This is a genomic window from Sphingomonas sp. R-74633, assembly GCF_013416555.1.
Classification (GTDB): Bacteria; Pseudomonadota; Alphaproteobacteria; order Sphingomonadales; family Sphingomonadaceae; genus Sphingomonas.
This window is the reverse complement of sequence record NZ_JACCFG010000001.1, coordinates 620086-634055: the sequence shown is the minus strand read 5'-3', so window position 1 is coordinate 634055 and position 13970 is coordinate 620086. Positions and strand designations below refer to the sequence as shown.

At 68.1% G+C, this 13970-nt stretch carries 8 protein-coding genes; 6 read left to right on the top strand and 2 right to left on the bottom strand.

The features are described from left to right. Positions 1-32: 32 nt before the first annotated feature. Positions 33-1691, bottom strand: coding sequence for a M56 family metallopeptidase (locus HZY97_RS03000; RefSeq protein WP_180140446.1), 1659 nt, complete (start codon positions 1689-1691; stop codon positions 33-35). A gap of 2 nt (positions 1692-1693) precedes the next feature. After that, positions 1694-2071: a BlaI/MecI/CopY family transcriptional regulator gene (locus tag HZY97_RS02995; protein ID WP_180140444.1), complete on the bottom strand. Its 378-nt coding sequence runs from the start codon at positions 2069-2071 to the stop codon at positions 1694-1696. A 266-nt stretch (positions 2072-2337) separates the two neighbouring features. Here HZY97_RS02995 and HZY97_RS02990 point away from each other — a divergent pair, with 266 nt between their 5' ends. The 6 genes from HZY97_RS02990 (at position 2338) to HZY97_RS02965 (ending at position 13968) form a co-directional block, all read left to right on the top strand. Beyond that, the gene (locus tag HZY97_RS02990) at positions 2338-5031 is read left to right on the top strand and encodes a TonB-dependent receptor domain-containing protein (RefSeq protein WP_180140443.1); all 2694 of its coding nucleotides are present in this window, start codon (positions 2338-2340) and stop codon (positions 5029-5031) included. Between the two features lie 94 nt (positions 5032-5125). Next, a complete protein-coding gene (locus HZY97_RS02985; RefSeq protein WP_180140441.1) occupies positions 5126-8335 on the top strand; it encodes an alpha-L-rhamnosidase in 3210 nt (1069 codons plus the stop codon). Then, positions 8332-9828, top strand: coding sequence for a carboxylesterase/lipase family protein (locus HZY97_RS02980; protein ID WP_180140439.1), 1497 nt, complete (start codon positions 8332-8334; stop codon positions 9826-9828). Before HZY97_RS02985 ends, HZY97_RS02980 begins: the two co-directional genes overlap by 4 nt. Positions 9829-9836: 8 nt before the next feature. Next, positions 9837-10712, top strand: coding sequence for an alpha/beta hydrolase (locus tag HZY97_RS02975; RefSeq protein WP_180140437.1), 876 nt, complete (start codon positions 9837-9839; stop codon positions 10710-10712). After that, the gene (locus HZY97_RS02970) at positions 10709-12319 is read left to right on the top strand and encodes a tannase/feruloyl esterase family alpha/beta hydrolase (protein WP_180140435.1); all 1611 of its coding nucleotides are present in this window, start codon (positions 10709-10711) and stop codon (positions 12317-12319) included. The genes HZY97_RS02975 and HZY97_RS02970 overlap by 4 nt, the downstream gene beginning before the upstream one ends. Beyond that, positions 12316-13968, top strand: coding sequence for an AMP-binding protein (locus HZY97_RS02965; RefSeq protein ID WP_180140433.1), 1653 nt, complete (start codon positions 12316-12318; stop codon positions 13966-13968). Before HZY97_RS02970 ends, HZY97_RS02965 begins: the two co-directional genes overlap by 4 nt. Positions 13969-13970: the final 2 nt, after the last annotated feature.

Below are 13970 nucleotides of genomic sequence, written 5' to 3'. Positions count from 1 at the left end.
GCAATGGGGGTCAGGCTGGGGGTAAAGAGCGTTTAGTCGTCAGGATCCGGATGGGGATGCGGGCGCGGATTGCCGCCCATCGCCTTGCGCGCGGTCATGTCGTCCGCATCGAGAGGGATGCCGGCGCGGCGATAGTTTTTGACGTCTTCCATCGTCACGCCCACCGCGGCGAGCGAGACGTAGTCGTCGAGCGATCCGCGGAAGCCCGCCGACGCCATCGAGCGGATATAGGCCGGCGATATGCCGAGCGAGCGCGCCGCGATGACGTTCTCGACAGTGACGTTGCGCATCCCGCTGGAGGCGAGCGCCCCGACATATTCGGGAGTGACACCCATGGCGCGCATCGCGGTGGCATCGTCCAGGCTGATCGAACCCAGCTGCGGCGCGGCACGGCGGATCGACGCAACATAGTCGGGGGTGACGCCGGTCGCCTTGGCGCCGATGATCGCATCGACGGTCTGGTCGTGCCGGTTACTTTTGTCGTGCCGATCCTGCATCGCCGCAGCGACGGCGGCAGCGACAGGCGCGGCTGCTGCGATCTCGGCGGGCTCTGCCGGCAATGCAGCGGCGTGCGGCGCGACCGGCGTGGCTGCAACATGCGCCGGCGCAGGCCCGTGATCGGTGACGGTGGTGACGGCCAAGCCCCTGGTCGAATGTGCGTCCACCTGCTGCACGGCGCCGACGCTCAGCGCAGCGAGCGGTGCAGCCATCACTAGCATGCCGGCGCCGAAGCCCGCCATCCAGGATCCGCGCGCGGGGGTGCGCGGCAAGGCAGTGTCGAGCACGCGGCCGACGCGCCGCTTGAGGCTGCCTCTGCCCGGGGCGACGCCATGCGCACCGAGCAGCAGGCCCTTGCTCTCGTGCCGGGCGACGCGGACGAGCAGCTGGGCATAGTCGGGCGCCGCGATCTCGGCGCCGAGCACCATGTCGTCGGCAGCTTCCTCGCGCAGCTGGTGCGCTTCGCGGGCGAGCCGCCAGGCGAGCGGGTTGAACCAGTGGATCGCAGTGGCGACCCGGGCGAGCATCAGCTTGACCCAGTCGAACGCCGCGACGTGCGCCAGCTCATGCGCGATGATCGCCTCCGCCTCGCCCGATGCTGCGAGCGCGTCAGCGCTGAGCAGGATGGTCGGGCGGGCGAGACCCCAGGAGATCGGTGACGGCAATGTATCGCTGACCAGCAGCGCAGTGCCGCTCTTGTGGCCCATGCGGCGCTGGGCATGCGCCAGCGCGCTCAGCCAGACCGGGTCGACGAGCACCTCGGCGCGGGCGCGCAGTCGGGCGAGATGGGCGAGCGCCGCGATCGTCAGCAGCAGCAGCGCAAGCGCGGGCAGCGCATAGGCATAGGGCGCCAGCGCCCGCAGCGTCGGGGCAACCTGGGCGGTGATCGTTGGACTGGAGATCGGCTCCGCGGCGACCTTCGTCTCCGGGGTTACAGACGACGGGGCGTCGGCGATCTGCGCCGCCAGCGGCGTGGCCGGGAGGACCTGGCTCCGCATCGCCTCGGGCAGCGGCACGTTGAGCGACGGCAGCAGCAGCGTCGCCACCGGTAGCGCGACCAGCGCGAGCAGGCCGAGATGCGCGATCAGCGAACGCTCGGCGGCAGAGCGGCTGCGGGTGAGGCGAAGCGCGAGCAGCGTGACCGCAGCGACGGCCAGCGACTTGAGCAAAAGGCCGATGAGCAGCAGCATCATGATCAGGCTCCCTTGCGCGCGCGGGCCGCGGCGATCATCGCCTCGAGCTCATCGAGATCGGAATCTTCGAGCTTCTCGCTCATGCCGAGCAGCGCACTCGCGGCGCTGACCGGCGATCCGTTGAAGAAGGTGCGGACGATCTGGCCGAGCGCGGTGCTGCTCGCCTTCGCCTCGGTCACCGTCGGCGAGAACAGGAAGCCGCGGTCGCTCGACTCGCGCTGGACGAAGCCCTTCTGCTCGAGCCGCGTGAGCATCGCGCGGACCGCCGAGCCGGAAAGCCGGTCGGGCAATGAGTCGCAAATGTCCGAAACCGCCATCGCGCCGCGCTCATAGAGCATGTCGACGATCTGGCGTTCACGCGGTGGCAGGTTGTTGAGCATCACATATCTTTCTCAAGCTACATTTGTAGCGTAGGCTACATTTGTAGCGCGTGCAAGCGTGTTTTATTCGGGCGTGACGCGTGCGCTGATTTGGGCAGCCCTCCTCTCCCCGGCTTTCCAGCCGCAATCTAATTTGATCATTGACATGATCGAAAAAGATCGAGATTGAATGATTGTGGAAAAAACGCCGCTACGAGCGAGACCACGCCGCGAAAGGGCAATGACCACGCGGGATATGAGAGTCCGAAGGACCAAGGGGAGGGAATATGAACACCGAGATCAAGGCACCGCGCGCACGCGGTTTCGCGAAACAGGCGGGGCTTTCGATGCTGGCGCTCGCCACGATGCTGGCCGCCACCGGCACCGCCCATGCACAGACCACCCCCGCAGCGCCCGAGGCCGCGCAGGCAGATACTGCCGATGACGCCGCCGCACAGGAGCAGCAGGAAAACATCATCGTCACCGGCACCTTGCTGCGCGGCGTCGCGCCCACCGGCACCAATGTGATCGGCATCAACCGCGACACGATCGTGGCGCGCGGCGTCACTTCGTCGAACGACCTTCTCGCCAAGATCCCGCAGGTCGGCAATTTCGGCACGACCCCGGTCGGCACCGCCTCGTTCGGCCTGCCGGTGATCCGCCCCAATATCCGCAACCTCGGCGCCTCGGGCGGCAGCACCACGCTGGTGCTGATCAACGGCCATCGCGGCGTCGGCGCGGGCATCCTGCAGACGACGGTCGACCCCTCGATCCTGCCGCCCGACATTCTCGAGCGCGTCGAGATCGTCCCCGATGGCGGCTCGGCGATTTACGGCTCGGACGCGATCGGCGGCGTGGTCAACTTCATCACCCGCAAGCGCTTCAACGGCCTCTCGGCCAATGCGCGCTATGGCTTTGCCGACGACTATCATTCGATCGACGCCAACCTGACCGCCGGCAAGGACTGGGGCAGCGGCTCGCTGTTCGTCGCCTATTCCTTCGTCAAGCACGACAATGTGCTCGCTCTCGACCGTGACTATACCTCGGCCGATCGGCGCTCGAAGGGCGGTGGCGACTTCCGCGTCACCACCTGCGCTCCGGGCAATATCCAGGTCGGCGCGACCAACTATGCCCTGCCCGGCTTCACCGCCGGATCGGTCAACAAGTGCGACCAGAACGCCTATGCCGACCTGTTCCCGCGCGAGGAACGTCACTCGGTATTCGGCTCGCTTACCCAGCATCTGAACGACAGCGTCGACTTCACTGCGACGGCCTATTGGTCGCAGCGCGACACGACGACGAAGCAGGCGCAGGGCATGCTCTCGGGCACGATCAGCCTGCTCAACCCGTTTTTCCACTCGATCGCGGGAGAGCTGCAGCAGAACGCCTCGTTCTCCTTCGCCAACGTCTATGGCAACAGCCTGACCAGCAAGCAGCATTTCGAGAGCTATGGCGTCACGCCCAGCTTCTCCTTCGCGCTCGGCGACAAGTGGCAGCTGCGCGCGGAGAGCAATTTCGGCCGCAGCTCGAACCTGGTCCGCGAGGCCGCGCTCGACACGACCACCGCGACGCTCGCGCTCGCCGGCGTGATCCCGGGTGTCGCGCTCAACCCCTATAACCTGCCGGCAAGCAGCCCCGCGGCGCTGGCGGCGATCGCCAATTACGAGAATTACGGCGACGCCACGCAGGAACTCGCCGAGGGCCGGCTGATCCTCGACGGTTCGCTGGCGCATTTGTCGGGCGGCGACATCCGCGTCGCGGTGGGCGCGGAATATCATTACGAGAATATCGCCTCGCGCATCGCCCAGGGTGCGGTCGGCTCCTATGCCAGCGCCAAGATGTCGCGCGCCTCACGCGACGTGCGCTCGGCGTTCGGCGAGCTGATGGTCCCGATCTTCGGCGCCGAAAATGGCGTCCCCGGCATGCGCGGCCTGCAGCTCTCGGCCTCGGTCCGCTATGACGATTACAGCGACCAGGGCGGCACGACCAATCCGAAGATCGGCGTGAACTACAAGCCGTTCACCGACCTGACGATCCGCGGCAATTGGGGCACCTCGTTCCACGCGCCGAGCCTTGCCGACACGACCAGCACCTCGGACTCGCGCGCCACGGTGCTGCCGTTCAGCCCGTTCCTCGCACCGGGCTTCGCGCCCACCGATCCGCTGCGCTCGACGATCGTGCTGGCCGGCGGCAACCCGACCCTGAAGCCCGAGCGCGCCGATACCTGGTCCGCCGGGTTCGACTGGACGCCGCACGCGGTGCCGGGATTGGTGGCGAACCTCACTTACTACAATGTGAAGTTCAAGGACGCGATCGGCCTGGCGCCGTTCCTCTCGCCCACGCTGTTCACCAACACCAACTATGCCAGCTTCTATACGCTGAACCCGACGCTGGCGCAGACCCAGGCGCGGGTAGGCAGCCTCACCGTCGTCGGCGCGCCGAGCATTGCCAGCCTCTATGCCGGGCCGCTCGGGCCCTATGTCGTGATCGACGCGCGCCGCAATAACCTCGGCGCGGTCAACACCGACGGGCTCGACTTCAACCTGGCCTATACCCGCCTGACCGGCTTCGGCGCGATCAACGCCAGCATCGCCGGCACCTATACGCTCGATCGCAAGTCGCAGGCAGTCGCGGGCGGGCCGTTCACCGACGATCTGAAGAACGGCGTCGGCCGCACCAACTTCGTCGCCACGCTGGGCGGCAAGTCGGGCGGGTTCATTGCCTCGGCCTCGTTCAACTACAAGGGCGGCTTCCCGATCCTCGGCGTCGCGCCGCAGACCCGGATCGACGCGTTCAAAACCGTGGACGCCTTCCTTGCCTATGACCTGGGCGAGCACGGCTTTCTCAAGAACGCGATGCTGACCCTCAACGTCGACAATCTCTTCAACCAGGATCCACCCTGGCTGAACAGCGCGGCCGCCTATACCAATGGCAGCACGCTGGGACGGCTCGTCACCTTCGGCATCCGGACCAAGTTCTAAGGAAGGGAAGCCGGTGCCCGTACCGTCATCTGTCCGGAGGATGCGTATCCCGTCGCTCCGGGCGCGTACCCTGCTTATCTCGGGCGCAACGGCCATGGCGATCATCACCGCCATGGCCGCCACCGCCCAGGCCACCGATCCGGTGCCGACGCAGCTAACGACGGAATATACCGACGCACCGCTCGGCATCGACGAGCCCGCCCCGCGCCTCGGCTGGCATTCGGCGGCGAAGCGCCAGACCGCCTACCAGATCCGCGTGACCAGCGCCGGCAAGCCGGTATGGGACAGCGGCAAGATCGCCTCGGCCGACAATGCCCAGGTCCCCTATGCGGGCCCGGCACTGGCAGCCCGCGCGCGCTATGCGTGGCAGGTGAAGACCTGGGACGCCGATGGCCGCGAGAGCGGCTGGAGCGCACCCGGCTGGTGGGAAATGGGCCTGCTCGCGCCCGCCGACTGGTCGGGCAAGTGGATCGCCGGGCCGGCACGCCGCGACCATGACTGGCGCGACGTCCGCTTCGAGAGCGACCTGACGCTCAAAGGCAGCTCCCTCGACCTGCTCTTCCGCGCCCATGCGGCCGGCAAGACGTACGGCGAGGCCTATGTCTGGACGCTCGCCGACGAGAAGACCGGCCCGGTCCTGATCGAGCGCGTCCGCCATTATCCGGGCGGCACCAGCTCAGGGGTTAAGGTCACCGAACTCAAGCGCGTGCCGCTCACCGGCATCACGCTCAAGGGCGTGCGCCACAAGGTCACGATCACCGCGCACGGCACCAGCATCGCCACCGCGATCGACGGCAAGCAAGTCGACCTGCTCACCGACACCGGCCAGGCGGGCGGAACGATCGGCTTCTCCTCCAAGGAAGCCAATGCCGCGACGATCCACGCGGTCAGCGTAACCGGCACCGGCAGCCCCGCCTTCGCCACCCGCTTCCCGGCCAATGACAACCCGTTCGTCGGCGGCACCGTCGAAGCCGACGGGCTGACCGTCGCCGCCGGCGTGCCGAATGTCGACATCGTCCTGCCGATCGAGGCCCCCGCCCCGCTCGTCCGCAAGGCTTTCACCCTGCCCGCCAGGAAGATTGCGGCCGCCCGACTCTATGTCGCCGGCGCAGGCTGGCCACGGATCCACCTCAACGGCGGCACCGTCGGCGCCAGCGCGATGGCGAGCGGCTTCACTGCCTATGACAAGCGCGTCCTCTACCAGACCTATGACGTCACCGACCGTGTCCGCGCCGGAAAGAACCTGCTCGGCGCAGAGCTCGGCCGCGGGTGGTACGGGCTGACCGACCCAAACGAATGGTATTTCAACCAGGCGCCCTGGCACGGCGAGCCCGCGCTCAAGGCGCAGCTTGAAGTCACCTTCGCCGACGGATCGCGCCAGACCATCGCCAGCGATGCGAGCTGGCAGACGATCTCCGGCCCGACCCGCAACGATTCCGTCCATCGCGGCGAGCGCTACGACGCACGCCTGCTCCCCGCCGGCTGGGACACCGCAGGCTTCACCGGCAAGGGCTGGACCGCCGCGCAGACGGTCCAGGGGCCCAGGGGCATCCTCCAGGCGGCCAATCTCGAACCCATCGCGCCGGTCGAGCAGGTCGCCCCCGTCTCGCTTACGCAGGTGAAGCCGGGCGTCTGGGTCTATGATTTCGGCCGCATCTTCTCCGGCTGGACCGCGCTCGACGTTACCGGGCCCCGCGGCCCCACCGTCTCGCTCGTCGCCAGCGAGCGGATCAACGACGAAAACATGGTCGTCCCCGCCTCAGGCCTGATCGACGCACAGCTCCAGACCGATCGCTACACGCTCGCCGGCAACGGGCGCGAGCGCTGGGAGCCGAGCTTCGGCTATCGCGGCTTCCGCTATGTCGAGCTGCGCGGCTATCCGGGCACGCCGACGTTGTCGACGCTAACCGGCAAGGTCGCGCATAGCTCAGTCGCCAGCACCGGCAGCTTTACCAGCGCCAACAAGCTGCTCGAGCAGATCGACCAGGCGGCGATCCGCACCATCCTCAACAACATGCACGGCTATCAGACCGATACGCCGACTTATGAGAAGAATGGCTGGACCGGCGATGCCCAGGCCTCGGCCGGCGCCGCCGCGCGCAGCCTCGGCATCGCGCGCGTCTGGACCAAGTGGTTGAACGACTATCCCGATGGGCAGGCGCCGAACGGCGAACTGCCCGAGATCGTCCCCGCCACGCCCTGGTACGGCTATGAGAACACCCCCGGCTGGTCGTTCGTCTGGGGCCCGTCGACACCCTGGGACGTCGCCGCGATGATGCTCCCCTGGGAGCTCTACCAGACCGAAGGCGACACCCGCATCCTCGCGCGGATGCACGACATGCAGAAGCGGCTGGTCGATTATACCGCCACTGTCTTCAAGGCGCCCGACTATCGCCACACCTCGGGCCTCAGCGAATGGAGCGCGCCCGGCCCGCTCGACATCTTCGCCACCAACAATGGCGGCATCGACGCGATCACCACTGCCTATTTTTTCCATGAGGCGGATTTGCTGGCCAAATCCTCGGCGGTGATCGGCAACAAGGCCGATGCAGAGCGCTACGCCGCACTCGCCGCCGATATCCGCCGCGCCTATAACGCCCGCTATTGGGACGGCGTCAACGGTTGGTACCGCACGCTCGACGACAAGGGCGCGACCAAGGGACCGACCCAGTCGCAGAACATCCTGCCGCTCGCCTTCGGCATGGTGCCCGAGGGCGCCGAGCAGAAGGTCGCCGACACGATCGCCGGCGATGTCGAAGCCCGCGGCCTGCGCGCCGGGGTGTTCGGCACACGCTATCTGCTCGAGATCCTCAGCGACCATGGCCATGCCGACCTCGCCTACAAGGTCGCGACGCGCACCGACGAGCCGAGCTGGGGCTTCTGGCTGAAGAGCGGGCACAGCACGATGCTCGAGGCATGGAGCCTCAATGCCCGCTCGCGCGACCATCATTATTTCGGCTCGATCGCCGACTGGATGCGCCAGCGCCTCGCCGGCCTGCGTCCCGGTGCGCCGGGCTACCGTCTCGTGCTGGTCCGCCCCGAAATCCCGCAGGGCCTCGCTTCGGCCGCCGCGACGATGGCGACGCCGCAGGGTGAAGCGCGCGCAGGCTGGCAGGTCGAGAATGGCCGCCTGACGCTCACCGCGACGGTGCCGATGAACGCTATGGGCGAGATCTGGGTGCCCACGCGCTTCGGTGCAGCCACCGCGCCCGAAGGCACCACGCTGCTCCGCAAGACCGATGCCGCGACCATCTACACCACCGGTCCCGGCAGCTTCACGTTCGTCACCGAGGGCCGCAAATGAAGACCGCACTAGCCACCCTCGCCGTGCTGTTCGCGGGCACTGCCCAGGCGCAGGAAGTCCGCAGCCCCGCCGGCACGCTGCACGGCGCCGCGGCCTCGGACGTCACCAGCTTCAAGGGCATCCCCTATGCCGCCGCGCCGGTCGGCCCGCTGCGCTGGCACGCGCCGATGCCCGCCCCGGCCTGGACCGGCACGCGCGACGCGACCGGCTACGGCAATGACTGTGTCCAGTCGCGCATGCCCGGCGACCTCGCCAACACCACGCTGCCGATGGCCGAGGACTGCCTGTTCCTCAACGTCTGGACGCCCCAGCCAAAGCCCGGCGCCAGGCTGGCGGTGATGGTCTATATCCATGGCGGCGGCTTCTCGACCGGATCGGGCAGCTCGGCGATCCTCGACGGCACCCGGCTGGCGGCGCGCGGCGTGGTAGTCGTCACCTTCAACTACCGCCTCGGCCGCTTCGGCTTCTTCGCCCATCCCGCACTCACCTCAGAGGCAGGCGCCGGCCCAACCGGCAACTGGGCGCTGATGGACCAGATCGCCGCGCTCCAATGGGTGAAGCGCAACATCGCATCGTTCGGCGGCGACCCGGCCAACGTCACCATCTTCGGCGAATCCGCCGGCGGGGAGTCGGTGAACCGGCTGATGGTTTCGCCGGCTACCAAGGGCCTGTTCACCAAGACGATCGCCGCTTCGGGCGGCGGGCGCGACAGCTGGCCCGATCTTGCCACGGGCGAGGCCAAGGGCGTGGCCTTCGCGAAGAGCGCCGGCGCCGAGGATCTCGTCGCGCTCCGCGCGCTGCCCGCCGACAAGGTCCAGGGCGGCATCGGCCTGCTCAATCCCGACGAGGCCAAATATTCGGGCCCGATGACCGACGGCCACATCATCACCGGCGATACCGACACGCTCATCGCCGCCGGCAAGGCGCGCGGCATCCGCTACATCGTCGGCTCGAACAGCGACGAGCTGGGCTTCATCCCCGCACCTTTCCTCAAGGGTTTCGTCGCCAAGGCGACTGCGATGCTGGGTGCTTCCGCCGATGCGGTGCGCACCGCCTATGGCTCGCCCGAAGCCTACGACCGGCATATCCCGAGCGACTATACCTTCACCGAGCCCGCCTTCTCGCTCGCCACCCGCCAGTCGGCAAGCGCGCCGACCTGGCTCTACCGCTTCGGCTATGTCGCCGAGGCGAAGCGCGCGACACTCGCCGGCGCCTCGCACGCCACCGACGTGCCCTATCAGTTCGACAACCTCGCCGCGGCGGGCGGTAAGCCCACCTCCGCAGACATGGCCGCCGCCAAGCTGGTCGCCGACTATTGGGCCCAGTTCGCCAAGACAGGCGATCCCAACGGCAAGGGCCTCCCTGCATGGCCGCGTTTCACGCCCGGCGCCCAGATGCTGCGGATCGGCATCGACAAGACCGAAGCCGCTCCCGCAGGCGCGCCCGAGATCAAGGCGATCGCCGCCGCCCGCGATGCGGCCAAGAAGAAATGAGGAAGACGATGCACAGTCTGGTCCGGATCCTCGCGCCGTTCGCGCTAGCAGCGGTCAGCACCACCGCCCAGGCGCAGGAGGCCATCCGCCTCTGGCCGAACGGCGCGCCTGGATCGATGGGAACGATGGAGGCCGAGACCACCGTCGACAAGGCGCCCTATGGCCGGATCACCCGCAACGTCGCCGATCCGACGCTGACCGTGTTCGCCGCCGATCCCAAGATCGCCAACGGCACCGCGGTGATCGTCGCTCCCGGCGGCGGTTTCCATATCCTCTCGATCGAGAATGAAGGCGAAGGCGTCGCGCGCTGGCTCAACAGCCTCGGCATCACCGCCATCGTTCTCCGCTACCGCCTGCTTCCCACGGGCGACGATTTCGGCGCGGTGATGATCCGCCGGCTGATGAACTTCAAATCGCTCGAGGCCGCGATCGTGCCACTCCGCCCGCTCGCCACCGCCGATGGCGAGGAAGCGGTCCGCTATGTCCGCGCCCATGCCGCAAAGCTGGGCGTGAAGCCCGGTCGCATCGGCATGATGGGCTTCTCGGCCGGCGGTGCAGTGACGATGTGGGCCGTGCTCGGCGGCAAGCCCGCCAGCCGGCCCGATTTCATCGTAGCCATGTATCCCGGGCTGGTCGGCGATCCGCTGACCGTGCCCGCCAAGGCCCCGCCTTTGCTCGCCATGGTCGCCGAGGACGATCCGCTCGTCCGCGGCGAAGCCGGCCGCGTGGTCGACGCATGGAAGGCCGCGGGCGACGACGCGACGCTCGTGACCTTCGCCAAGGGCGGTCACGGCTTCGGCATCAAGAAGAGTGGAAAACCGTCGGACGCCTGGCCCGAACAGGCGCAGGCGTGGTTCCAGGCCAAGGGGTTGCTCAACAAATGAACCGGATCCTCCATTTCGGCGCACTCGGCGCCGTCGCCACCGCCTTGCTCGTCTCGGGGAGCAACCCCGAGCCCGCCGCCGCCTTCACGCCTGCCGCTCCGGCGGCCGACAGCTGCGCCGCGCTCACCGGCATGGCGCTGGCGAACGGCAAGATCGTCAAGACCGAGCAGGTCGCCAAGGGCGGCATGGTCTCGACCAAGGAGGGCACGCCCGGCCTGCCTTCACAGGCGGCATTTTGCCGCGTCTATGCCGAGCTGAGCCCGACGCCGCGCTCGAAGATCAAGGTCGAGGTCTGGCTGCCCGTCTCCGACGCGTGGAACGGCAAGCTGCTCGGCGCCGGCAATGGCGGTTATGGCGGCTCGATGCTGCTCCCGCAGCTCACCATGCAGGGCGCGCTCGGCAAGGGCTATGCCACCGTCGGCACCGACATGGGCCATATCGGCACCGCCGATACCGACGCCAAATGGGCGCTGAACGAGCCCGAGCGGATCATCGACTTCGGCCACCGCGCCAACCATCTTGCCTCGGGCGTCGGCAAGGCCGTGATCGCGGCTTATTATGGCAGCGCGCCCAAGGCCGCCTATTTCCAGGGCTGCTCGGACGGCGGGCGCGAGGCGCTGATGGAGGCGCAGCGCTATCCCGAGGATTATGACGCGATCGTCGCGGGCGCCCCGGCCAATGCCTGGACCCGGCTGATGACTGCCTTCATGGCCGATGACCGCGCGGTGTTCTCCCGCCCCGAAAGCGCGATCCCCAATGCCAAGCTCAAGCTGCTCCAGGACGCCGCAATCGCCCAGTGCGACGCGAAGGACGGGGTCAAGGACGGCGTGCTCGACGATCCGCGCCAGTGCGGCTTCGATCCCGTCGTGCTCCAGTGCAAGGCGGGCGACAACGCTTCCTGCCTCACCGCCCCCCAGGTCACCGCCGCCCGCGCGCTGTATCGCGGCGCGGTCGATGCGAAGGGTAGGAAGTTCTTCCCCGGCTACATGCCCGGTGCCGAAGCGGTGCCCGGCGCCTGGGACGTCTGGCTCACCGGCCCCAAGGCGCAGCACGGCATCTTCGCCGGCGAGTTTTTCCGCTACATGGTCCACTCGAATGCCGACTGGCAGAACACCGCGTTCAATATGGCCCGCGACTATGCCGCGGCCCGCCGCCTCGCCTCGGCACTCGACAGCGACAATCCGGACGTCGGCCCGTTCCTCAAGCGCGGCGGCAAGCTGATCCTCTACCATGGCTGGAACGACGCCGCGATCGCGCCCGAGAACACGATCGACTATTATCAGGCGGTCCAGAAGCGCCTCGGCACGGCGGCGAAGAGTTCGGTCCGCCTGTTCATGGTCCCCGGCATGTCGCACTGCCTCGCCGGGCCCGGTCCGAACACCTTCGACGCGCTCGGCACGCTCGACAAATGGCGCCAGGGCGGCCCCGCGCCCGAAGCGATGACCGCCACCAAGTTCGACAATGACCTGTTCGGCTATCTCGGCTTCCCGGCCAAGGCTGTCCGCACCCGCCCCCTGTGCGCCTTCCCCAAGGTCGCGCGCTGGACCGGCAAGGGCTCGACCGACGAGGCGGCGAACTTCACCTGCGTCGCGCCGGGCAAACCGTGACGCTCGCCACCAGCCTTGTCCGGGGTGCCGACACCCCGCCGCTGATCGAGCATACGATCTGCGCGGCTCTGGCGCTGGCCGCTGCCCGCTGGGGCGCGCGCGAGGCTTTGGTCTCGGTCGAGCAGGACATACGCTGGACCTTCGCCGACCTGCTCGAGCGGTCGGACGCCCTCGCCGCCGGACTGCTCGCGCTCGGCCTCGAACCGGGCGAGCGGATCGGCATCTGGGCGCCCAATTGCGTCGAGTGGACGCTCACCCAATTCGCCGCCGCCCGCGCAGGGCTGATCCTGGTGACGATCAACCCCGCCTACCGCACCTCCGAGGCGAGCTTCACCATGGCCAAGGTCGGCCTCGCTGCACTGGTCTTCGCCGAGCGCTTCAAGACCAGCGACTATGCCGCGATGGTCGCCGAGATCGCGCCCGAGCTGCCCGCGCTCCGCAACATCATCTGCATCGGCGCCGCATCGCGTCCCGGCTGGCTCGCCTTCGATCAGGTCCCCGGCCACGCCAACGACACCCACCGCGCCCAGCTCGAGGCGATCGGCCCGACGCTGCGCCCCACCGACCCAATCAACATCCAGTTCACCAGCGGCACCACCGGCCAGCCCAAGGGCGCGACGCTCAGCCACCGCAACATCCTCAACAACGGCTATTTCGTCGGCCTCGCCCAGCGGCTCTCGCCCGACGACCGCGTCTGCATCCCCGTCCCGCTCTACCATTGCTTCGGCATGGTGATGGGCAATCTCGCCAGCCTCAGCCGCGGCGCGACGATGGTCTACCCCGCCGCCGGCTTCGACCCCGGCGCCACCCTTGCAGCGATCGAGCGCGAGCGCTGCACGTCGCTCTACGGCGTGCCGACGATGTTCATCGCCCTGCTCGCCCACCCCGATTTCGATCGGTTCGACATCGCCTCGCTGCGCACCGGCGTGATGGCCGGCGCCGTCTGCCCCGAGCCGCTGATGCGCGCCGTGGTCGAGCGGCTCCACATGCCCCAGGTCACGATCGCGTATGGGATGACCGAGACCAGCCCGGTCAGTTTCCAGACCGCCGCCGACGATCCCTTCGAGCGCCGCATCGGCTCGATCGGGCGCGTCCAGCCGCATCTCGAATGCAAGATCGTCGATGAGGCCGGCGCGGTCGTCCCGATCGGCACCCCCGGCGAGCTCTGCACCCGCGGCTATTCGGTGATGCTCGGCTATTGGGACGAACCCGAAAAGACCGCCGCCGTGCTCGACGCCGAGGGCTGGATGCATTCCGGCGACCTCGCGGTGATCGATGACGCGGGCTACGGCAATGTCGTCGGCCGGCTGAAGGACATGGTGATCCGCGGCGGCGAGAACATCTATCCGCGCGAGATCGAGGAGTTCCTCTACGGCCATCCGGCAGTCGAGGACGTCGCGGTGGTCGGCGTGCCCGACGATCGCATGGGCGAGGAGCTCTGCGCCTGGATTCGCCTGCGCGCCGGCTCGACCGGCAGCGAGGAAGAGGTCCGCGCCTTCTGCCGCGGCCGCATCGCCCACTACAAGGTGCCCCGCTACGTCCGCTTCGTCGACGCCTTCCCCACCACCGTGACCGGCAAGGTCCAGAAATTCCTGATCCGCGAGGCGATGATCGCCGAGCTGGATCTCCAAACCACAAGCCAAGGATGAGG

What these genes read in the sequence shown, in the direction of transcription:
- HZY97_RS02990 (WP_180140443.1), top strand. Translation starts at nt 2,338, where the DNA reads ATGAACACCGAGATCAAGGCACCGCGCGCACGCGGTTTCGCGAAACAG.
- HZY97_RS02975 (WP_180140437.1), top strand. Translation starts at nt 9,837, where the DNA reads ATGCACAGTCTGGTCCGGATCCTCGCGCCGTTCGCGCTAGCAGCGGTC.
- HZY97_RS03000 (WP_180140446.1), bottom strand. Translation starts at nt 1,691, where the DNA reads ATGATGCTGCTGCTCATCGGCCTTTTGCTCAAGTCGCTGGCCGTCGCT.
- HZY97_RS02970 (WP_180140435.1), top strand. Translation starts at nt 10,709, where the DNA reads ATGAACCGGATCCTCCATTTCGGCGCACTCGGCGCCGTCGCCACCGCC.
- HZY97_RS02980 (WP_180140439.1), top strand. Translation starts at nt 8,332, where the DNA reads ATGAAGACCGCACTAGCCACCCTCGCCGTGCTGTTCGCGGGCACTGCC.
- HZY97_RS02995 (WP_180140444.1), bottom strand. Translation starts at nt 2,071, where the DNA reads ATGCTCAACAACCTGCCACCGCGTGAACGCCAGATCGTCGACATGCTC.
- HZY97_RS02985 (WP_180140441.1), top strand. Translation starts at nt 5,126, where the DNA reads ATGGCGATCATCACCGCCATGGCCGCCACCGCCCAGGCCACCGATCCG.